The organism is Streptomyces parvulus (genome assembly GCF_014648855.1).
Classification (GTDB): Bacteria; Actinomycetota; Actinomycetes; order Streptomycetales; family Streptomycetaceae; genus Streptomyces; species Streptomyces parvulus.
Genome location: NZ_BMRX01000027.1, coordinates 1 through 21,623 on the forward strand (window position 1 = coordinate 1; position 21,623 = coordinate 21,623).

Consider the following 21,623-nt stretch of genomic DNA (forward strand, 5'->3'; position numbering starts at 1 on the left):
CGACCCCGACGGCAACGGATGGGCCCTCCAGGAGATCACCACCCGGCTCCCCGGACGGTAGAGAGGCGTCCGAACGCCGGACCACAGCCGAACCGGGCGGCCCGGCTCCTCCACGGGGGCCGGACGCCCCTACGTGAACAGGACCAGTGATGGACGAATCCCCTCGCACCTACGACGTGGTGGTCGTCGGCGCGGGCCCGGTCGGGGAGAACGTCGCCGACCGCACCCGCGCCGCCGGGCTCAGTACGGTGATCGTGGAGCGGGAACTGCTCGGAGGCGAATGCTCGTTCTGGGCGTGCGAGCCCAGCAAGGCGCTGCTGAGACCGGTGGTGGCCCGCGCCGACGCGCGTCGCGTGCCCGGCCTGAGCCACGCCGTGCGAGCACCCCTGGACGTGGACGCGGTCCTCGCGCACCGCGACAGGATGGCGGGCCACTGGCAGGACGCCGACCAGCTCGACTGGCTAGCCTCCGTAGATGTCGACCTGGTCCGCGGTCACGCCAGGCTCACCGGGCCCCGGCAGGTGTCGGTCCGCACTCCTGACGGGCAGACCGTCCGTCTTGCCGCGCGGCACGCCGTGGCCGTGTGCACGGGGACCGGCACCGCGCTGCCCGGCATACCGGGAATCGAGTCCGTGCTCCCGTGGACCAACCGCGAGGCCACCGGAGCCGACCGGGTGCCCGGACGTCTCGCCGTGGTGGGCGGCGGCGTGGTGGCCGTCGAACTGGCCACCGCATGGCAGGCACTGGGCGCCCGGGTGACCCTCCTGGTCCGAGGGGAGGGTCTGCTGCGGACGATGGAGCCCTTCGCGGGCGAGCTGGTCGCGGCAGAGCTCCGCGAGGCCGGAGTGGACATCCGCACGGGAACCGAGGTCACATCGCTGACCCGCCCGGACGGCACCGAAGGTGTCGTTCGGATCGCCCTGGCCGACGGTGGAGAACTCAGTGCGGACGAGATCCTGTTCGCCACAGGCCGGGCCCCGCGGACGGCCGACCTCGGTCTGGAGACGGTCGGTCTCACTCCGGGCACATGGCTCGCGGTGGACGACACCTACCGGGTGACCGATGTCCCCGGGGGCTGGCTCTACGCCGTCGGTGACGTCAATCGTCGGGCCCTGATGACCCACCAGGGCAAGTACCAGGCCAGGATCGCCGGTGCCGCCATCGGCGCCCGCGCCGGTGGCGAGCCGCTCGACCGCACCGAATGGGGTGCACATGCCGGGACCGCCGATCGATCCGCCGTGCCGCAGGTGGTCTTCACCACCCCCGAGGTCGCCTCGGTCGGCCTCACGACGCACGAGGCGCGTCGGACCGGTCGCAGGGTCGACGTGGTGGACTACGACCTCGCTCTCCTCGCAGGCGCTCAGCAGTACGCCACGGATTACCGGGGTCGGGCGCGCATGCTGGTCGACACCGAACGTGCCACCGTGGTCGGTGTCACCTTCGCCGGCCCCGGCGTGGCGGAGTTGCTCCATTCCGCGACGATCGCCGTCTCGGGCGAGGTTCCCCTGGACCGGCTGTGGCACGCCGTGCCCGCCTTCCCGACCATCGGTGAAGTGTGGCTGCGGCTACTGGAGTCCTACCGGGACGGTGGTGGCCGGCCGTGGGGCCCGCCCACCCGGTGACGGCGCCCGGGCCCCGCGCCGAACCCCGGACCGCCCCGGATGGACGCCGTCAGTGCCGGGCCGGCCCCGACGCCGATACGCGCGGCAGCCGGTCGAGGAGCATGCCGAAGTGATCGTGGTAGGCCGCCAGCGCAGCGTCGGGTGCGAGGTCGGTGACCCACACCTTCGCGCCCTCCGTGATGATCAGCCGTTGTCCACTGAGGGTGACCCGGCCGGCGTCCGTGGGCAGCGAACACACGAGGTTCTGCGTGAAGTGGGCCTGCGGGGCATGGGTGTGCCACCAGCAGGCCGTCGCGAAGTCGGTCAGCGCGCGCGGACGTGACTCGACGCGGTACTGCAACTCGCCGTCACGGTAGACGTCCAGGTCCCCCTCCGGTGCGTCCGCGATCCGGTACACGCCGCCGGGACCCCGTTGTTCGCCTCGGTCCTCCAGATCCAACGGGAACTCGATCTGCCGCCCGAACCCCACGTCCACCAGCCAGGACCCGTCGGTATCGACGCGCAGGGCGAGGTGGTCGAAGGGCACGCCGAACCCGTCACTCACGAAGACCCGCGCCGACAGCAGGCTGACGCGATAGCCCAGCGCGGCCAGCAGCGCAGCGAAGGCGCCGTTCGACTCGTAGCAGATGCCTCCGCGGCGCCCCTTCGCGATCTTGTCCACCAGGGAACGCGCGTCCAGCTCGATCTGCTCCCCCGTATGGACGCCGACGTTCTCGAAGGGGACCGTGCGTACGTGCCTGAACTGCAAGTCCCGCAGATGGGCGATGTCCGCCCGACTGGGACGCGCGGCCCCCATGCGCGCGAGGTAGGCGGTGACGCGCGCTTCCTCGATATACAGGTCCGCCGCCACGTCCCCCTCCGCGAAGGCGGGTGCCGGGCTGATCGTCCCTGTCGGCCTTGCCGTCATGCTGGTCGTCCTAACGTCCTCGGTCTGTCCGGCGGAGTCGTGTCGCGGGGCCCATGAGGTGTGTCCGTGCCGCCCGTGCGGTGGGACCGGACGGGCGGCCACCCTGGTACGCGGTTCGGGTCGCGCGGGTCCGTGGCCTTCACGTGGAAGGCCCGGCGCCATGCGACACCGGGCCCCTCCCCAAGCTCCCGCACCGGCGCGACGGACGGAGGGGAGCGGACAGGTTCCTGGTAGAGCCCGACTGAGCGCGGCTCCGGCCCGCCACCCCACCGACCACGGCGGCGGCATCCCCTGTCACTGGGACAACGGAGTCCGCCACCCGCGGGGTTCATCTTCCCGCCGCCTCTTCCGGCCGGCATCCCCGGCAACGGCGCTGACGTGTCGGCCGGCATGCCGCGGGCGCTCCCCCGCGCGGACCCCTCAGGCCCCGGCCCTGAACGAGGAGCCGCGCCCGGCCGCCCGCGCTCCCGGTGCCGTGGGACGGGCCCCGGGCCGATCGGTGGCCGTGTCCGGCAACGTGTGCGGGAATCCGACGCGCAGCAGGAACGCGGCGAGGGCCGCCGCCAGGACCACGGCAGCCGCCAGGAGCAGGGCCCGGTGGTAACCGTGGTGCAGGAGAGGAGTGGCGACCAGCGGGCCGAGGATCTGGCCCACCGAGTACCCCGCTGTCAGCAGGCCCACGGCGCGTGGGAAGCGCAGGTGGGCGCCGGTCCCCAGGGCCAGTGTGCTGACCCCGATGAAGGTCGCGCCGAACAGCACGGCCGAGATCAACGCGGCCGCCACTCCCCCGGCCAGTGCGGGCAGGGCGATGCCGACCGCCTGCACTACCAGGGCTGCCAACAGGAGGTCCGGCCGCGACCAGCGGCGTCCCAGACCGGCCCAGAGCGCGGAGGACGGAATGGCCGCGAGGCCCACCAGCACCCACGCGCCACTGCCGATCGAGCCGGGGAGCGTCTGGTTGATGGCCGCGACCAGGAAGGTACCGGCGATGATGTAGCCGATGCCTTCCAGCGTGTAGGAGACGAACAGGGCATTGAACCAGCGATGCGTCCGCGGTCCGCTCGACCGGCGTTCCGGGGCCGGCGCCGTGGGGCCCGGCCCGACGGCCGCCTCCGGACGCAGGCTCCAGGCGACCAGTGTGAGCAACAGTGCCAGAGCAGCGGAGGCCCACCAGGCGCTCCGCCAGGTGCCGGCCGTACGCAGCACCAGGACGAGCAGACCCGAGAGCGCGATGCCGGTCCCGACTCCGCCGAAGGCCCAGCCGGGCAGGTGGGCCGGGTGCTCGCGCAGGTGGCTGAGCAGGGAACTGGCTGCGATCACGAAGATCATCGCGCTGACGGCGCCCGCCCCCAGACGCAGGAGCAGCCAGACGACTGCGCTCCGCGTCAGTGCCATTCCGGCCAAGGACGCCACCAGTGCGAGCAGCGAACCGCGGAGCACGGCCGAGGAGCGCACCAGCCGGGGCGCGACGGTGCCGGCCAGGGCACCGGCCAGGTAACCCACGTAGTTGGCGGTCGCGAGGTTGGCTCCGGCACCGGCTGACAGTCCGGCCTGCGCGTGCATCAACGGAAGGATCGGGGTGTAGACGAATCGCCCGACACCCATCCCCGCCGCGAGCGCGGCGGATGCCTGGAGGACATGCTTCCACGGGGAGAACGGAAGGCTCCCCGGATCCCGACCCACCGACCGCGGGCACGGGGTGACCGGATCACCGTCTGCGCCGTCGGTATCCGTTCCCATGCTCCGCCTGCTTCCCATGCCGACAGGCTGCGCCCCCGGCACGGGGGAATCCAGGACCGCCTTCCTCTCTGCTGGGAGTCCTGACCTCCCAGGCCTGGTCTTTGCCGCTTCCCGCCAGTAGACGGTCGGTCGTATACTCCCGGTATGGGACGAACAAGCGATGCGAGGAGCAGGATTCTCGTCGCGGCACGGTCACTGCTCGGACAGCGCGGCTACTCGGGCTTGGGCGTCGCCGAGATCTGCAGGGCGGCGGGGGTGCCGAAGGGGAGTTTCTACTATTTCTTCGAGTCCAAGGAGGCCCTGGCGCTGGCCGTGATCGACGCACAGTGGACCGCGGAACGCCACGACTGGGAGCGCATCCTGGGCACCGACGCCGAGCCGTTGCAACGGCTGCGGCAGCTGCTCGAGGCCACGGAGGCCCGGCAGCGGGCAGGTCAGGGCAGCTATGGAGCGGTTCTGGGCTGCATGTTCGGGAACCTGTCCCTGGAGATGAGCAACCAGGCCGACGCGATACGCCTGCGCCTCCAGGAGATCTTCGAGGCCGAGGTGGACCTGGTGGAGGCGGTCGTCTCGGAAGCGCACCGACGGGGCGAGGTGACCCTGGTCAGCACCCGGGACGCGGCCCGTTCCGTGGTCGCGCAGCTCGAGGGGCAAGTCCTCTTCGCCAAGCTGTACAACAACCCCTCGCAGCTCGGCGCGGTCTGGCTGAGCTGCCTGGCTCTCCTGGGCGTGCACGCCGGGCGGCATGGCGACCGTCTGCCGCATGTGCAGGACGTCGCCGACGAAGAGGCCGTATAGCAGGCCGATGTCGCCGGCGCGTGTGCAGATGACCCGAACGGATCGGACCAAGGCCCCCTGAACGGTCAAGGACCCGCTCACCGGCAGACGCCGGGAACGGGCCCCAGGACGAGCTGAGAAAAGGGGGCGTCAGTGGCCGCCGTTCTCCCAGTGCTGGGTCACGGGGGTGGCCGTGACGTCGTTCGCGTACACCAATGCCACCCGGTGGTTGTACTGGATCGTGTACATCTTCCTGCCGCCGAGCACGACCGTCTTGCTGCTCTTGAAGTAGTCGTCGGTGACGGCCGCCTGCTGGGTGGCGACGTACGCCTGGCCGGCGGGGACGGAGTACATGCTGAGCGGGGCCTGCTTGGACGGGCTCAGGCCGGCCGGGTACTCGGAGACGTCCGGGTAGCTCTGCCCGTAGACCGCGACGGGGGCGGTGGCGACAGGGCGGATGATCTTCACGCCGAAGGAGCGCTTGGCGTTCTTCCCGTCGGGGTTGTGGAACCACACCTTCGCACCGCTGTACCAGATCGCCGTCCAGTCGCCCTGGACCTCCGCCACCACGAACTGCTGGCCCGCCTGGGCCGTGCTGCCCCAGTCGTTGATGCGGTCGGTGCCGGGGCCGGTGCCGTGGATCGCTTGGTCACCGAAGAGCGGTGCCGTCCCGCTCGGCGCCGTGCGCAGGTAGACGAAGTTCGACGCCTGCTGCTTGTCCGCGCAGGCGGTCGTGGCGCCGGTCGGGTCGTCGGAGGGACACACGTGCACGCTCTGCACGTTGTCGGCGAACCCGGGATCGATGGTCACCACAGAGCCCACGGCTGGGACCCCGTGCAGTCCACTGATCGGGCGGCCGAGCAGCTCCATGAAGTGGCCCCAATCCCAGCCGTTGCCCGGGTCCCAATGCATGCCCGAGACGTAGGAGTCGGCGGGGCCCGCGACGTTGTCGTGGCCCACGATGTGCAGACGGTCCAGCGGTATGCCGAACCTTTCCGAGAGGTACTTCACGAGGTCGGCCGTGGCCTCGTACTGCGCCTCGGTGTACCACTTGGCACCCTCCACGGCGTAGCCCTCGTGCTCGATGCCGATGGAGTGCAGGTTCGTAGAGTAGTTGCCGGCGTGGAAGGCGATGTCCTTGGTCGGCACCATCTGGGTCACCGCGCCGTCGGACGACCGCATCACGTAGTGGGTCGCCGCGGGGTTGGTGGGCTGGGCCAGGCCGCTGACACCCGCGTCGTAGGTGGTCTCCAGGTCGTGGATGACGATGGTGTCGATCCGGATGCCGTCGGCGGGCCGGTCGGCCACCTGGACGCCCGCCGGTGAACCGGGGACGAAGGTGCACCGCACCGTCGAGGGGCACTCCGTCGAGGCCGCTTTCGAAGCCTTGAGGTTCAGTCGGTCCACCTGCGAGGTCACCGGACGGACGGAGGGCGCTGCCTCCATCCGGATGCGCTGGCCGTCCTGGGTCACACCGGCGGCACCCCTGCCGATGGTCCTGAAGACCCGGTCGGCGAAGGCCGTCGCGCCGTCCTCATGGGCCGACTGGCTGTAGCGGGCCACGGCCCCGTACCACTGGGACACGTCCTCGGACGTGCCGCCGGCCACCTGCTTCTGGTAGGAGGCCAGAAGAGCGGCACCGCCCCGGATGTTCGCCGCCGGGTCCTCACGGAGCTCCTTCTCGGACACACCGGTCAGCTCGGACGCGGCCCGCAGGGTGTGCAGTGCGGGATTCGCCGCCAGGGACGCGAGGTCGGCGCGACCGGCGGCACCGGCGGCGCCGCCGGCCATCATCTCCGGCGTGACGTCGGTGAGGTGCATGGGTCCGAAGCCACCGTCCGCGCTCGGCAGCGCGCCGTGCGCACCCCACCCGGACTCCTGGTACGCCACGCCCAGCAGGACGTTCACGGGAATGTCGTACTCCGCGGCGGCGGCCGCGAAGTCACGTTGCCGCGCGGCATCGGCGGCGCCGGCCCCGCTGTCGGCGAGGGCGGTGAACTGCACCGTGGCCAGACCTCCCGCGGTCAGCGCGCCCACCACCATCGCGATGGGCAGCCGCAGGCGCTTCCTTCTCTTGTGCAAGATGCTGGTCCTTATACGAACGAACGTGTGGGGTGGACGACCGCCGCGCCCCGCGAGGTGATCGCCGGGGCGACGACGGGGCCATGCGGCCTGTCGGGGGGAAGGGTCGCCCGGGACCGCGCGAGAGGACGACGGCGCGAGCCGCCGGGTAAGTCGACTGCGGTGCGCTCTGCGCCGATGGCGGGAGTGGCGCACCCGAAGTCGGCTCTCCGGTCGCACACGTACCCTACGCGAGACCCAGGAAGGGGAACACGCTGGGGCGCGCTCTCCGCCACATCTCCACATAACACGTGTGACTGCGTCCGTCCGCTGATTCTCGCGCTCCGGCTATGCAGTGACCGAGGACCCGAACGCGGGGGACTAACCGAGAAGGGCGGTGAACTCCGCGTCGGCCCAACGCTCGGTGATCTGCCCCCCGCGGACCCGGTCGACGGTGGTGGTCGTCATCGACACGTACCGCCCGCTTACCGGGGCTCCCGGAGCGGCCCCGACCAGGTACCCACCCAGGTTCCAACGAGTGGCGACCTTGTCGCCCTCCGCCACCTGGTCGAGCACCGTGAGGATGGGATCGTCGAAGTGCGCGACGACCTCCATCTCGTAGGCGAGGCGGGACGCTCGGTCAAACCCGGGTACGTGCATGACCGCGTCGTAGTGGACGTAGTGCAGCCACGCCGCTTCGAGGTCCGGGTAGTTGTAGCTCTCATAGAATCCGCGCACGATCCGCTTCGCACATGAGACTCCCCGGGTCCCAGCCGGGCGGGCGGCCGGCGAAGCGGCACGGAGGCCGAGGGCGGCAGCGCCCAGGAGGAATCCGCCCACGGCGGCGGAGCGACTGACAGACACGTTCACCCAGACTCCTGTTCCGCGGTTCACACGGTCTATTTTATTGCGTGGTCAAGTATTGCATGCCATTACCCGGGCACGACGGGCAACAGGGGGCCGACACGGGGGCCGCCTCGGGGCTCGGCCGATGCGTTACCGCGACACGATGTGGCTGCACGGTGCCCGGGTGACGAACCGCGCGGACCTCGGGTACGCGCAGCTGGGTCGGCCACGCGACCGAGTCGACAACAACGTGGTGCAGACCCTCGGCCGCGCCCTCGGCCCGCGCTGACCGGAGCGTGTCGGTGGGGCGGAGCCCGTCGCGGCCCGGCGGCTCCGCCCCGACGCTCGTCAGTAGGAGACGAGAACCTTGTAGCTCAGAGCGGGGAGGGGCAGGGTCCCCCCGTGCAGCCCCGTGATGCGGCCTTCGAGGTGCGTGCAGCCCTCGCCCGAGTACACCTCGACCCAGGCGTACTTGAAGTTGGCGATCGAGTGCATCGGCTCCGGGAGCTCGATGCACTCCGACGGCGTTTTGGTGCCGGTGTCGGGGATGGGAAAGACGTCGCCGGTGAAGACTCCGTCCGTGTAGTAGCCGGTGTAGAAGTTCGCCTGCCCCCAGGGGATCTCCGCGGCCGCGGCGGGTGTCGCCGTAGCGGCGCCCAGCAGGACCGCGGCGCCCGTCAGCGCCGCTCCCAGGACTCCCGCACGGCGCTTCGTGCCACTACGTGCCTTCATGGCCACTCCTTGCGTGTCTCACATCTTTGAACCACTTGATTGACACAACAAGTATCTGTCGAGTAGTCAACTTTCGCAATAGCTCAGGGGGTTGCTCACTCTCTCAAGCCTGATGGACCGGTGATCCGTGCTCGGAGGGCTCACTCCGGCGACGTACGCCAGGAAGCGAGGATGAGCAGCTTGTCGTGCGCCTGCGTCCCTGACTCGGCCGACCAGACGACGAGGCGCTGATCGGCTCCCGTAGTGGGGACCAGGGCGTCCCAGTCCAGGGTCATCTCACCGACGACCGGATGACGCAGCCTCTGCACCCCCACACCGCGGGCGGTGACGTGGCGAGCCGCCCACCAGGTACGGAAGTCGGGGTCCTGGACCGACAGCTGACCGACGAGGGCCAGCAACCGCGCATCGTGAGGATCGCGGGCCGCCTCCGAGCACAGGTGTGCCACGCAGGCCCGGGCCACGACCTCCCAGTCGGTATACAGGTCCCTCACGGCCGGGTCGGTGAAGAGCAGGCGCAGAAAGTTCCGGTTCCTCTCCGGGATCTTGGAGAAGTCGGTGACCAGCGCCGCCGCGAGGGCGTTCCACGCGAGAACGTCCATGCGCCGGCCGAGAATCATCGCCGGGCTGGTGTGCAGGTCCTCGAGAACACGGAGCAGTCGAGGCCGCGCCCGCTGCGCGGGCCGGCGGACGGGTTGCCCCGAGTCCCCGGCGTGTCCTGCCAGGGAGAACATGTGGGCACGTTGCTCATCATCGAGGTACAGCACCCGTGCCAATACGTCGAGGAGCGGCGCCGACGGGTGGATGCGGCCCTGCTCGAGGCGGGTGTACTGGTCCAAGCTGATCTGCGCCAGTTCCGCGACCTCCTCGCGCCGCAGGCCGGCGACCCGCCGACGGCCCCCGTCATCCGGCAGCCCGACCGTCCCGGGACTGAGACCGGCCCGGCGGGCCTTGAGAAAGGCACCCAGTTCCGCGGGGCGTGCGCCGTTGTTCATGATTTCCACTTTAACTCGGCATAAGCGGACCAAACGGTTACGCATACCCGCTCGTATCGGCTCCTCCCAGGTCTTCCACCGTCAGGGCGCGGCCGTACGAATCGGTGTCACGGGGCACAAAACGGGGGCTGTCCGGACTGGCCCAAGTGCCGGAACTGCCGTGGCTCGGCGCTGTCCGATCCGAACTCATAGACGGTACCGCGCCGCGAACCGTGGAGCCCGTACGGAACGAACGCGCCGCCCGGAGTCGTCTGCTTGGGTCAGCGAGTTGTTGTAGAAGACGTTCTGCGGACCCGAGGATCCGGACCACTTGATCGCCTTCGGGCCCGCCGCCCACCAGATCGGGTACCAGGTCCCCTCGTCGACCTCGCCTCCCTCGCCGCCGCAGTTGGCGGTGCAGCTGCCGGAACGGTGGTCGTACGGGGTTTTCACCGTGTTCTGCTCGAACAGGTTCCCGTGCTCCCAGCCACCGTGCAGGTTCAGGTCCGAGTCGAGTCGTTGCGGAAGGCGACGTTGTCGCTGGCCGACCGCTGGAAGGTGAAGTGGCGCAGGTTGCGGCCCAGGTTGTAGGCGTACAGAGACTGCCACACGCGGCTGCCGCGGAGGTAGCCGTTGGCGGTCAGGCCGCGTGCCCAGCTGTTGCGGCCCACTTGAAGACGATGCCGTGCATGGCGTATTCGGGCGCCATGTTGCTGTAGTGCTGGGGAACGGCTTGTCACCGAACCGGGCCGAACCGTCGGACGTGTCGTCGACCGGCAGGTCCTGGCCCTGGCGGGTCGAGAAGCCGGGGTCGTCGGCGGCGGCGGGCAGCTTGACGCCGGAGGGCCAGTGCTGGTTCACGCTGCCTTCGAACAGGTCCTTGCGGTTGGCCGGAGCCACGGTCCAGTCGTCCTGGTAGCGCGTGGCCACCTCCCGCCTCCGCACCCGGAACAGGCCGCGTGCAGGCCAGATCCAGCCACCGGAGCCTAAGTCGGGCGCGGTACCGGTCTTCATGGTGTCCTGGTCCCACCGCCCGTGGATCAGCGTGTCATAACGGGTGTTGGTGTCGGGCCGGAACACGAGCTTCGTGCCGCCGGTGCCGGAACCCTGGCCGCGGATGACCAGGAAGCTGGCGTCGACCTACATCTGGCAGGACACGTTGGGTGAGCAGCGAGCCTTGACGTCGTCGATCGCCTTCTGCAACCCCGTCGTGTCGTCGGCGCCGTCGTCCGCTTTCACCCCGAACACGGAGTCGAGCTCGGCGGCGGTGACGATGCAGGACGCGTCGTCGGTCGTGCTGCCGCTGTTCACGCCGGGCAGCGGCTGGCCCGCCTGGTAGCCGACGCGCGACCAGTCGGGCAGGCCAGGGGGGCGGGGCGACACGGTTTCCGGACGTGAGGTCTTGGCCGGTCCCTCCGGGCCCTGCCAGCAGTACGTTGTCGTCCTGCCAGTCCCCTGTGTCGTCGTCGGAGTCGGGGACGGGGTCGCCCGACAGATCGTGGGGGGTGAACAGCCACGTCTGTCGCTCAGGCCGGCGCGCGCATGAAGAGTGGTGAGGCCGGCGGGTTGCGGTTGAAGGCGGCCACCGTGTCGAACCGCCGGATGCCGTCGGTGTTTGACGCCCGCTCACACCCAGCGCCCCACCGGCGTGCCTCACCTCCACTACGGGCTGACGACGAGGCCGGCCGCGTCCCCGCGACGGCGCCGACGCAGCACGGAGCTCGCCGGGAGCGCCAGGCTCCACCTCTCCCGGGTCTCGCTCGCCCTCACCCGTCTGGAGAAGAACGGGTGGTATGCCGGGAGCACGCCGCCGCGGACAGCGCGTTCTGCACGCCGTCCTCACCGGCCAGGGCCGCGTGGTGTTGGAGCAGACCGCCCGGGATCACGACCAGGCTGTACGCCGGACCCCGTTCGACCGGCTCCGGCACTTTCGGTCGTCGAAGCCGACCGGTCGCATCCCGACTGACGGATCCCCCACCCGCCGCTACCGCAGGGGGCCCGCCGCAGCAACGCCTCAGGCCGTCCTCCGTGCCGCAACGGCCGCGTTGTGACGGGTGACGTTGACCGTGAGCCGGCGCACGAGTTCCTGGATCGTCGCGATCTCGTCCGGGGCGAGCCCCACGGCATCCCCGATAGCGGGCGGAACGGTGGACAGGTGCCGGTGCAGCGCGAGACCCCGCTCGGTCAGCGCGATCTCCACGACCCGTTCGTCGTCGGCCCGGCGCTCCCGCTTGACCAGCCCGTTCGCCTCAAGGCGCTTGATCAGGGGGGTGACCGTGCCGTAGTCCAACTGCAGGACGGCGACGAGTTCCTTGACGGTCACGGTGCCGTGCTCACCGAGGGCGACCAGGACGAGGTACTGCGGATAAGTCAGCCCCAGTGGATCGAGCAGGGGGCGGTAGGCGCCGGTGATGGCGCGCGAGGCGGCGTACAGGGTGAAGCAGAGGTGCTGCTCCAGCACGGGAGGGGTGTGCGCCGGCTCGGGCGTGGTCGAGTCGTCGGTCATCGTTGCGTCCTCTTCTCTCGGCCCGGCCCATCGGCACTTACGTGAGGGCGTTGCGGACAGGAGCCTCTCTTCCGGAGGCCACTATACACTCGCCTCCATTTAACTTGTGCACGAGTTTATTGTGCGCTAGGTTCTTCCTGTCGCTCACGGCCTGCCGAAGCGCGACATCCACCTCCGTCACGTACACGCTCAAGGAGCCCCCGATGAACGCCTCCGCCGTCGCCCGCCCCACCCGCAAGCGTGTCGCCGTCGCCGGCACCCTGGCGGCGGTCGCCGCCCTGACCTTGTCCGCCATGGCACCGGCGGGCGCGACGACGGCCGGGCACGACGCCGCGGTGCAGAAGCCGACGGTCGTGCTGGTCCACGGCGCCTTCGCCGACTCGTCCAGCTGGAACGGTGTGATCGAGCGCCTGAGGAAGGACGGCTATCCGGTGGTGGCTCCGGCCAACCCGCTGCGCGGTCTCAAGAGTGACGCGGACTACGTCAAGAGCTTCCTCAAGAGCGTCGAGGGTCCCGTCGTCCTGGCGGGCCACTCCTACGGCGGCGCCGTGATCAGCGAGGCCGCCGCCGGCGAGCCCGACGTGGAGGCGCTGGTCTACATCGCCGCCTTCGCTCCCGAGAAGGGCGAGACCGCGCTGGGGCTCTCCAACAAATACCCGGGCAGTACCCTCGGGCCGACCCTGAACAGCGTGCCCTTCCCGCTGCCCGGCGGCGGCACCGGCCAGGACCTTTACATCAAGGCCGACAGCTTCCACCAGCAGTTTGCGGCCGACGTCCCCACCCGGGTCAGCGACCTGATGGCGGCCACGCAGCGCCCTGTGGCCGCCTCCGCTCTGGAGGAGCCGGCCGCCCACGCCGCCTGGAAGGACATTCCCTCGTGGAACCTGGTCACCACCCAGGACCTCAACATCCCCGCCGCCGCACAGCGCTTCATGGCGCGGCGGGCACACTCCCACACCACGGAGATCAAGGCTTCCCACGCCGTCACGGTCTCTCGCCCGGACGCGGCCGGCCGGGTGATCGAGCAGGCCGCGCGCGCCACCGCCGGCCACTGAGGGCGGCGCGGGGACGCGGACCGGCTGACGGCCGATCGGCCCTGATCCGTAGCGCACGCCCGCGCGGCCTGGGCGGACCTCAAGCGGCCGGACGGTCCGCCCAGGCCTGCTCCAGCGCCTGCGTGAACATGCTGGGCGACTGGACGCCACTCACCCCGTAGCGCCGGTCCATGACGAAGAAGGGCACACCGCCGGCGCCCAGCTCGGCGGCGAGCCGCTCGTCGGTGCGCACCTCCTCGGCGAAGGCGTCCGGATGATCGAGCACCTCCCGCACCTCCGCCTCCTCCAGTCCCGCGACCACAGCCAGGCCCACCAGCGTCTCCCTGTCGTAGATCGACGCCTCCTCCGCGAAGTTGACCCGGAAGGCGTGGTCCAGGAACTCGCCCCGAAGGCCGCGCGTGCCGGCGAAGTGGGAAAGCCGGTGCACGTCGAAGGTGTTGCCGAAGACACGTCCCCCGACGCGGAAGTCCAGCCCCACGGCGTTCGCCATCGCCGCGGCCTGCTCCTCCCGCGCGACCTGCTGTTCGCGGGTGCGGCCGTACTGGGCCGCGACCGCGTCGATGATCGGCACGGTGCCGTTCTCGGCATCGGGGTTGAGTTCGAAGGACCGGTGCACGACCTCCACCCTGTCGTGGTGCGCGAAGGCCGCAAGCCCTTCCCTGAAGTGCTTCCTGCCGACGTAGCACCACGGGCAGGCCACATCGGTCCACATCTCGACACGCATGATCGGTATCTCCTCCGGCCGGCGCGCGTGGATGCCGGCCTGCTCTGCCGCCCCGGCGACGGCCCCATGGCCGCCCCTCACGGGCACCTGCTCCCCACGAGAGTAGACGACCGACCATCTTGTAACAACATGCCTGGTGAACGGCTCGTTGACGGGAGGATCGGCATCGGAGGGCCGGGAGCTCTCGCCCCCGTCGCCCCGGCTCGGCCCGGCGCGGTCGGCCTCTACACGGAGCCGCGGTGGAGCCAGGCGCGCCTCACGGTCTGCCGGACGCCGTTGCCCTCCGCGTCGCTCGCGCTGACCCGGAGCGTGACGAAGGCGTCCCGGTGCACGCCCGCGGGCCGCTCGATCACAGCGGTGAAGCGACCGTCGTGTCCCTGCCTCGCGGTTGGCGCCGCGTGCCAGGTGCGTCCGTCGTCGTACGACGCCTCGGCCTCGAGTGCGATCCGGCGCGGAGCGGCCATCCCGTCCTGCATCCGGACGTTCAGCCCCACGCCGTACTCACGACCACGGCCCACTTCGTTCCGTGCGCCGACCGGCACGTCGTAGTCGATCTGGAGGAGCGGAAGGAGAGCCGTCCCGTCCGGGCCACCGGAGTGGAACGTCCATGACGTGAGGGTGTCCGTACCGAAACTCCACTGGTCCGAGACGCGCTTCGTCGTCAGTTCCAGCCGGTATTCGGCCTCTCCAGCGGCAACCGGGAAGTCACCCCAGGCGCCGGTCTCGGAACGTGCGATCTGCCGTCCGTCGCGATACAGCAGCGCCGTGGCCTGGTCGTCGACTCCACCGAAGCCTCCGGTCTCCGCGAACGACCAGTGGCCGGCACCGGAGTCGTTGAACTCCGGTACACGAATCGCCAGGGTGTTGCCGTCCCGCACCGACGGCAGGTGTTCACCGCGCGGAATGGAGGGGCGCACCACCGATCCGAACCAACGCTCCGAGGCGCGACGACCGGGCTCGTAGGTGTGCGGATCGTCGTGCATGCCACCCTGCAACGCCTGATCGCTGTTCTCGAGCACCCGGTACTGCACGGCGTGCTGCCACTGCGTGCCGTCCCCGGCGCTGACGTACTCGATGCGTTCCCGCCCCACCGGTACGACACGGTTCCACTGGCCCCAGGCGGCGCTCTGATAGGGCCGCCAGGCGAAGCGCTGTTCGCTCGCCCACTCCGAGACGCCGGTGCGGTGGTAGGTGGCGCGGACCTCGGCGGTGTTGCGCTCCGAGACGATGTGAACGGGGTGCTCGGGGATGGATCCCTTCCACACGCCCATGACGTCGTAGAGGTACGGACTGCGCACCGTCCCGCTGAAGGCGAGCGTCACCGGTCTCTTCGCCATGCGCTTCAGCAGGGCTGCCCCGTCCGCCGAGGAGCTGCGCAGAAAGGGCAGGGCCATCCGGTCACCGGTCGGCCGCCATTCCGTCCATGCCGGGAAGCGGTCGGGCAGCACCAGCAGCACGGCCTTGGCTCCCGCGGATTCGGCTGCCCGCGCGAGTGCGAAGTTGTCGTACCCCCCGGAGCCGTCATCGCGCAGCACGGCCAGCTTTCCCCGCGTACGGCGGAAGTCCGGCATGCGTGCCGTGCCCGCGGCGGTGGCGGGCAGTCGCTCGCCGCGGTCGCCGAAGGCGGGGGAGAACGCCTCGTAGTACGGCTGGAACTCCGGCGAGTCGCCCGACGCCCTCGCCCGTAGCCGCGGCGCCGTCATCTGCGTGCGCAGGGAGAACTCGAAGATGCCGTCGCTGACCCGCGCGGTCGGGCTGGTGTAGAACCGGTCCCCGCCGAAGACCGTGGTGGTCTGGAAGAGGTTCTTCCCGTCGATCTGACGGTAGAAGGTGGGACTCATGACGCCGTAGCGCTCGGCGGGACGAGGTGTCCGGAAGCGGACCTCGGTGGCCTCGGCGGCGTTCAGTGTCACCGTGGTGTCCCCGGTGACCACCACTTCCGGGTCGACGACGTTGCCGACCTCGGAGTACCCGTCCTGGGCGTAGTCGGTGAACTGGCCGCTGACGTAGTACGTTCCCTCCTCGACGAGGGCGACCCCGGCTTCGCGGTCCGTGTACTCCTCGAAGCCGTTCGCCCCGAAGACGGTTCCGAGCCAGCCCGGCACGACGCGACCGTCCCGGTCGCGGTAGACCACCTTCAGCCTGTGGAGGGGCGCACGCACCAGGAGGGAGACGGTGGTGTGCGCCAGGACGGTGCCGTCCGCCGACGCGGCCGTCAGGTAACCGTAGTAGTGGCCCCGCGCGGCGCGGTCGGGATCGGTGTGCAACCGCACCTCGCTCGTGGCGCCCGGGGCGATCCGGACCGTGGTCGAGTCGGGAGCGACCACTCCGTCGGCGAGGGCACGCCCACTGCCGGTGGCCATCTTCAGGGTGAGCGACAGGGTGAGCGTGCTGTCGCCGGTGTTCGTGTAGCGGACGACGGCCGGGCCCTGTCCCCGAGCGCCGCCCAACGTCACCGGGTCGAGGGCGAGGGTACCGGTGGCGGTGACCTCGCCGGTGGCGGCGGCCAGGTCGATGCGGCCACCGCCCTGGCCGCTCATGCCGGTGCCGGGCACTGTGGCGGCGGTGCTGATCAACGCGTCCTTCAGCTGCCGGGCGTTCCAAGCCGGGTGCTGCTGCGCCAGCAGTGCCGCTGCTCCGGCCACGTGCGGGGTGGCCATGGAGGTCCCGGACATCGAGACGTAGTCGTCGTCGACCGGGTCTCCGAGGGTGGTGCCCTCCGCGCGTGCCGCGACGATGCCGACGCCCGGAGCCGTGACGTCCGGTTTGACCGCTCCGTCGCCGTGACGCGGGCCGCGGCTCGAGAAGGGGGCGAGGGAGTCGTCTCGGTCCACGGCCCCGACGGTCAGTGCGGCGTCGGCCGCCCCCGGCGTGCCGAGAGTCGTCTCGCCGGGGCCCGTGTTGCCCGCCGCGACGACGAAGAGGGTGCCCGTCGAGGCGGTCAGGGAGTTGAGGGCCTGGCTCATCGGATCGGTGCCGTCGGCATGGCCGTCCGCGCCGAGACTCATGTTGACGACCTTGGCGTGGGCGTCGACCGCCCACTCCATGCCGTCGATGATGCCGGACTCCGAGCCGTAGCCGTCGTCGCCCAGAACCTTGCCGATCAGCAGGTCGGCCTTCGGCGCCACACCTCGCCGGGTACCGCCGGACGCGGTGCCGCTTCCGACCACGATGGAGGCCACATGTGTGCCGTGTCCGAAGTGGTCGCCTGTGTTGCCGCTGCCCGAGAAATCCTCGGCCTGCGCGATACGGCCGGCCAGATCGGGGTGGCGCGCGTCGACCCCCGTGTCCAGCACGGCCACCTTGACCCCTTGGCCCTCGTAACCGGCCTTCCACGCCACCGGGGCCTGGATCTGTGCCGTGCTGCGGTCCAGGAGGGCCTTCACCCTGCCGTCCAGGAGGACCCGTGGTGTCATGGCGGCGCGCGTCGCGTCCGGCGCCCCGCCGGGGTTGAGCTGCTTCCAGAACGTGCTCAGATCCTCGCCTGCAACCCGCGCCGACCGTGCGTCGATGCTCCTCAGATCGCGGGATGGGGTCGTCGGCCGGTTCAGCGCGATCAGCCGATCGGCCGTCGCCCTGGCGGACCGCGCGGCCTGCGCGCCGACCCGGGCACCCTCACGCGGCGGTACCGGACGTGAGGAGACGATCAGGGGAAGCGCGGAGCTGTGAGCCTCGTCGAGGCCGGCCGAGATCAGAGCCGTCACGTCGAACAGCCGTCGATCCAGGACACCGGCGGATATGAAGCCCTCGGCGTCCGCGGGCACCACGCTCACCGAGTCGCCGTCGCCCTCCAGCGTCTGGAACGGAACGTGCTCACGCCCCGGTCCGGGCCGGACCGACACGGCGTGACGCCCGCCGGGGAACGAGGTCAGGGTCACACGGTCGCCGGTGACCAGTCGTACGGTCGTGGAGTCCGGTCCGGAACGACCGGCGGTGGGGGCGGCCTCGGCGGTCCCGGCCGTCGAGGCCGCCCCGGCTGCCGGCACCGCACCCGCGAGAAGCGTCAATCCGGTCGATATCGCCGCCAGCATGCGACTTCTGGGCATTCCTCGAAGCACCTTTCACATGCAAGCAAATGAAGCCCCCGAAGGTCGCCGACGGGAGACAGCGCCTTGCTTGGTATTTCGCGGGTCAAGTTTCACAGAAACGTACACCACGCGGAAATGAGTCTCAAGGAAGTGTTTTTGACGAAGCGTCAGCTCTGTGCTCCGGCGCACCGGGATCGTTGGTCAGGCGGTTTCCCGCGCCGGACGTGCGTGGGTGTGACGTCGCGTCGGGGGCTCTTCCCGCCGTATCCCGGCGAGCAGCGCGGTGACGGCGGCCATGATGTCCTCGGTGGCACCCCTGAGCACGTCGGGTGTGAGGGGCAGCCCCGCGTATCGACTGAGGTCGACGGGGGCTCCGGCCACCACGTGCACGGTCTGCCGGGGAGCGAGCCACACCCGTCGGTCCCCGCGACCGCCGCGCGCGTAGGGACGCACGATGCGCTGGGCGCCCCACTGGGCGACGGGGATGACGGGCGCCCCCGTCGTCAGGGCGATCCGGGCGGCGCCGGTCTTGCCCGCCATCGGCCACATCCCGGGGTCGCGCGTGATGGTGCCCTCCGGATAGATCGCCACGCACTCACCGGCGCGGACGGCGTCGACAGCGGAGCGGAGCGCGCTCACGGCGTCCGCAGTCCCGCGGTGAACCGGGATCTGACCGGTCCGGCGCAGCATCGCGCCAACGAAGGGGACGTCGAACAGGGAGGCCTTGGCGAGCATCCTGGGCGGGCGGCCGCTGCTGTACTGGAAGTGCCCGAAGGTGAGGGGATCGAAGGGCGAGATGTGGTTGGCGACCGTGAGGAAGCCGCCCTCGGCTGGCATGTGCTCGTGCCCGCGCCACCGGCGTTCGACGAGGAGGAACAGGACCGGCCGCACCAAGCCGGCCGCCAGTCGGTACCAGAAGCCGTAGGGGTTGTGTGTCCTGCCGGGCACCGGCATCCTCCTGTTCTCGCGCGACGTGGCCGCTCCTGACCCTCGCCGTTCCCTCCCACGGCCCACAACGGTTGCGCGTTCGCGCAGGTGGTGCGCTTCGAGCGGGCTGCGCACCCTCCAGGCGCGCGAAGGCGCAGGAGGGCGGGCTGTCGAGCCCTTGGGGCCCTTAGCCGGGACGAGATCCGTCCCGCGTCCACATGGCCGTGCACTTTTGATTGACCAGACAATATATTAGGGGTGACCAGGTGCGGTAGTGGAGACGATCGATGACGGAAACGGAGTGCGCCGCCCGTCGCGGGCCGCCGGTGACCGCTTCAGTGGGAGCCACAGCGAAGATACGTGTCGCATCCGCAGCCGGGTGAGCGTGAACTTCGCCGGCCCGCCGCACGTGTCTCCCGTGGCACCCGGTCGTCGAACACGCGCCCACGCGTGTTCATGACCGTGCCGTGAACGACTGCGCCCGCAGCTGCGAGGACGACGGGGAAGACAGAGGGAATGCGTCAGGTTCTACGAGAGGATGCCGTCGTCCGCGTCGCTGACGACGTCTTCCAGGTCTCCGGCAGCAACACGAATTGGGTGATCGTCAAAGAAGGTGACGACTGCACGCTGATCGACACCAGGTACCCGGGCGACCACGACACCCTGCTGGCGTCGTTGGACGCCGTCGGCCTGCACCCGCGCTCCGCGGCCTGCACCCGCGCTCCGTGACCGCCTTGCTGGTCACCCACGCGCACAACGACCACATCGGTTCGGCCGAGCGCCTGCGCTCGGGGTACGACGTGCCCGTACTGATGCACCACGAGGAGGTCCCCCACGCCCGCCGTGACTACCTCGACCAGGTCTCCGTCGGCCAAGTCCTGGGACGGGCATGGCGTCCGGGCGTGATCCCGTGGGCCGTGCACGCCCTGCGCGCCGGTGGCACGGCGCACGTACCCGTGCGCCGTCCGCAGGCCTTCCCCGCCACGGACACGCTGGATCTGCCCGGCGGGCCGGTCCCCCTGCACACCCCGGGCCACACGGCGGGACACTGCGCGTACCACCTGCCGCGCAGCGGGATCCTGGTAAGCGGGGACGCGTTGGTCACGGCTCACCCCACCTCCCGCCTCCCCGGACCGCAGCTGTTGCCCGGAATGTTCCACACGGACCGAACCGATGCCCTCGAAGCCCTCGACGTTCTGGAGTACGTGGACGCGGATGTGATCGCTCCGGGTCACGGCCCCGTCCTGCGGGGTTCCCCCGGGAGAGCCGTCGCCCTGGCCCGGGCCCGAGCAGGCTCACGTCCGTAGGAAAGCCGTCCGTAGGACAGCCTCGGCGGTCCGGACGCGAGCCCAGCCCGCTCAGGAGGGCAGGGTCCACCTCTGGTTGGCACCGTCGCCGCACGACCAGATCTGCAATCGCGTACCGTTGGCCGAGCTCGGCCCCGTGGCGTCGAGACACTTTCCCGACTGGGGATTGACCACCGTACCGTCGGCCTGCCGCCGCCAGGTCTGGGACCCGGACCCATTGCAGTCGTACAGTTGGACCTTCGTGCCGTTGGCGGTGCCGGCCGCAGTCACGTCCATGCACTTGCCGAGCGCCGAGAGCGTATCGGTGCCGACTGTCCACTTCTGCGCGGCGGTGCCGTTGCAGTCGTACAGCTGCACCGGCGTGCCGTTCGCGGAGGCGCCGCCCGCGACGTCCACGCACTTCCCGCCGTACCCGCGGATCGGCCCCGACGACGGGGTGACCGGGCCCGACCGGCCGGCCGCCCACGCGATCTCCTGCAGCAGGAGCCTGTTCTGCTCCGCACTCGCGAACGTCGACGACAGCGCGGTGTCCGTCGCGTAGTCCATCGCGTTGTGCCCGAAGTTGTTGTAGACCATCCGGTACGAGCGGTGGGACCACACGATCGGATAGTCACCGCTGTACCACGTCTGGTTGGGATCCGTGCCGATCGGGAAGGTGGACGGTGCCATCGAGGCCAGAACGTCGATGTCGGGGTTGAGCCGCAGGTCCCTCTGCCAGCTGTACCACTCGCTGACGGACGAGGTGAGGGTGGCCGGGAGCCCGGCGGTGGCCGCATGGCCCGCGTCGTCGATCCGCAGGGTCTCGGACGTCGGACCCCAGGTGTTGCTCCGGAACGTGCCGGTTCCCAGAAACGTGTCGTGGTACCAGGGCCAGTCACTCGTGTCGGTGTTGAAAGCCGCGACGTGGAACCCGACGAATCCGCCGCCGCCCGCCATGTACGCCTGGAACGCGGACTGCTGCGACGGCGTGTGCGGATAGTCGTCCAGGAACATGACGACCTGGTATTCGGCGAGCGTGGCCGTGTTGAGCCTGCTCCAGTCGGTGGTCGGGGTGTAGGTGAATCCGTTCTGGGCGCCGGCTTGCGCGAACCAGGCGTTGGCCTCGCGGTCGAAGCTGATGTGTGCGGCGTCGTAGGTGCCGTTGTAGAAGGCGATCACCTTGAAGGGGGCCGCGTCGGGTGCCGCCCGGGCAACTGTCCCTTGGAGGCCGGCCACCACGGCGAGGACGGCGAGCAGTCTGACCAGACTGCCGAGGCGGGTTGTTCTCGTACGGGAGCCGACCATGGCGGGGCCTTCCTCGTGCGCGACCGTGGGGGATGTGCCGTCACAGACGCATTCAAGGATGTGGAGCGTGTTCATGTCAACAGATAGGTCCGGACCAATCTGCTGATGACGCCCCGCGCACCCCGCGCCCGGCCCC

Annotated in this window: 16 protein-coding genes and 1 pseudogene; 5 read left to right on the forward strand and 12 right to left on the reverse strand. The window is 70.4% G+C overall.

Annotation, left to right across the window (positions count from 1 at the left end; genetic code table 11):
- Positions 1 to 149: 149 nt before the first annotated feature.
- Entirely contained in the window at positions 150 to 1,622 is a 1,473-nt protein-coding gene (locus IE108_RS33560; protein ID WP_064732380.1) for a dihydrolipoyl dehydrogenase family protein, read from the forward strand.
- 49 nt (positions 1,623 to 1,671) lie between these two features.
- On the opposite strand, the gene IE108_RS33565 is transcribed toward IE108_RS33560, so the two are convergent.
- Together IE108_RS33565 and IE108_RS33570 are read right to left on the reverse strand one after the other, a co-directional pair.
- A complete protein-coding gene (locus IE108_RS33565) occupies positions 1,672 to 2,529 on the reverse strand; it encodes an arylamine N-acetyltransferase family protein (RefSeq protein ID WP_079163931.1) in 858 nt (285 codons plus the stop codon).
- A 420-nt stretch (positions 2,530 to 2,949) separates the two neighbouring features.
- Positions 2,950 to 4,134 (reverse strand): YbfB/YjiJ family MFS transporter, encoded by a 1,185-nt coding sequence (locus IE108_RS33570; RefSeq protein ID WP_107420544.1) that lies wholly within the window; start codon positions 4,132 to 4,134, stop codon positions 2,950 to 2,952.
- Between the two features lie 279 nt (positions 4,135 to 4,413).
- Here IE108_RS33570 and IE108_RS33575 point away from each other — a divergent pair, with 279 nt between their 5' ends.
- Positions 4,414 to 5,067 carry a TetR family transcriptional regulator gene (locus IE108_RS33575; protein WP_064732379.1) on the forward strand — a complete coding sequence of 218 codons (654 nt, stop codon included), beginning with the start codon at positions 4,414 to 4,416 and terminating at the stop codon, positions 5,065 to 5,067.
- A gap of 129 nt (positions 5,068 to 5,196) precedes the next feature.
- On the opposite strand, the gene IE108_RS33580 is transcribed toward IE108_RS33575, so the two are convergent.
- The 5 genes from IE108_RS33580 to IE108_RS33600 form a co-directional block, all read right to left on the reverse strand.
- Entirely contained in the window at positions 5,197 to 7,128 is a 1,932-nt protein-coding gene (locus IE108_RS33580) for an N-acetylmuramoyl-L-alanine amidase (protein WP_064732378.1), read from the reverse strand.
- 360 nt (positions 7,129 to 7,488) lie between these two features.
- Positions 7,489 to 7,845 carry an ester cyclase gene (locus IE108_RS33585; RefSeq protein ID WP_159394665.1) on the reverse strand — a complete coding sequence of 119 codons (357 nt, stop codon included), beginning with the start codon at positions 7,843 to 7,845 and terminating at the stop codon, positions 7,489 to 7,491.
- A gap of 456 nt (positions 7,846 to 8,301) precedes the next feature.
- A complete protein-coding gene (locus tag IE108_RS33590) occupies positions 8,302 to 8,685 on the reverse strand; it encodes a hypothetical protein (RefSeq protein WP_064732376.1) in 384 nt (127 codons plus the stop codon).
- Positions 8,686 to 8,825: 140 nt separating this feature from the next.
- Positions 8,826 to 9,677, reverse strand: a complete 852-nt coding sequence (locus IE108_RS33595; protein WP_064732527.1) for a helix-turn-helix domain-containing protein — start codon at positions 9,675 to 9,677, stop codon at positions 8,826 to 8,828.
- Between the two features lie 186 nt (positions 9,678 to 9,863).
- On the reverse strand, positions 9,864 to 10,736 hold the full coding sequence (locus tag IE108_RS33600; protein WP_161347311.1) for a hypothetical protein: 873 nt from the start codon (positions 10,734 to 10,736) through the stop codon (positions 9,864 to 9,866).
- A gap of 37 nt (positions 10,737 to 10,773) precedes the next feature.
- Here IE108_RS33600 and IE108_RS33605 point away from each other — a divergent pair, with 37 nt between their 5' ends.
- Positions 10,774 to 10,995: a hypothetical protein gene (locus tag IE108_RS33605; RefSeq protein ID WP_159394662.1), complete on the forward strand. Its 222-nt coding sequence runs from the start codon at positions 10,774 to 10,776 to the stop codon at positions 10,993 to 10,995.
- Between the two features lie 675 nt (positions 10,996 to 11,670).
- Here the strand turns inward: IE108_RS33605 and IE108_RS33610 are convergent.
- Positions 11,671 to 12,162, reverse strand: coding sequence for a MarR family winged helix-turn-helix transcriptional regulator (locus IE108_RS33610; protein ID WP_064732374.1), 492 nt, complete (start codon positions 12,160 to 12,162; stop codon positions 11,671 to 11,673).
- A 203-nt stretch (positions 12,163 to 12,365) separates the two neighbouring features.
- On the opposite strand from IE108_RS33610, the gene IE108_RS33615 reads away from it, so the two are divergent.
- Positions 12,366 to 13,217, forward strand: coding sequence for an alpha/beta fold hydrolase (locus IE108_RS33615; RefSeq protein ID WP_064732373.1), 852 nt, complete (start codon positions 12,366 to 12,368; stop codon positions 13,215 to 13,217).
- A gap of 79 nt (positions 13,218 to 13,296) precedes the next feature.
- On the opposite strand, the gene IE108_RS33620 is transcribed toward IE108_RS33615, so the two are convergent.
- The 3 genes from IE108_RS33620 to IE108_RS33630 all read right to left on the reverse strand — a co-directional run bounded on the left by IE108_RS33620 (position 13,297) and on the right by IE108_RS33630 (position 18,923).
- The gene (locus tag IE108_RS33620) at positions 13,297 to 13,941 is read right to left on the reverse strand and encodes a DsbA family oxidoreductase (RefSeq protein WP_064732372.1); all 645 of its coding nucleotides are present in this window, start codon (positions 13,939 to 13,941) and stop codon (positions 13,297 to 13,299) included.
- A 224-nt stretch (positions 13,942 to 14,165) separates the two neighbouring features.
- Positions 14,166 to 17,987 (reverse strand): S8 family peptidase, encoded by a 3,822-nt coding sequence (locus IE108_RS33625; RefSeq protein WP_064732371.1) that lies wholly within the window; start codon positions 17,985 to 17,987, stop codon positions 14,166 to 14,168.
- A 183-nt stretch (positions 17,988 to 18,170) separates the two neighbouring features.
- On the reverse strand, positions 18,171 to 18,923 hold the full coding sequence (locus tag IE108_RS33630; RefSeq protein WP_064732370.1) for a lysophospholipid acyltransferase family protein: 753 nt from the start codon (positions 18,921 to 18,923) through the stop codon (positions 18,171 to 18,173).
- Between the two features lie 489 nt (positions 18,924 to 19,412).
- Between IE108_RS33630 and IE108_RS33635 the strand changes: the two are divergent.
- A pseudogene (locus tag IE108_RS33635) lies at positions 19,413 to 20,203 on the forward strand (MBL fold metallo-hydrolase).
- A gap of 51 nt (positions 20,204 to 20,254) precedes the next feature.
- Here IE108_RS33635 and IE108_RS33640 read toward each other — a convergent pair.
- A complete protein-coding gene (locus IE108_RS33640) occupies positions 20,255 to 21,487 on the reverse strand; it encodes a ThuA domain-containing protein (protein ID WP_064732369.1) in 1,233 nt (410 codons plus the stop codon).
- Positions 21,488 to 21,623: the final 136 nt, after the last annotated feature.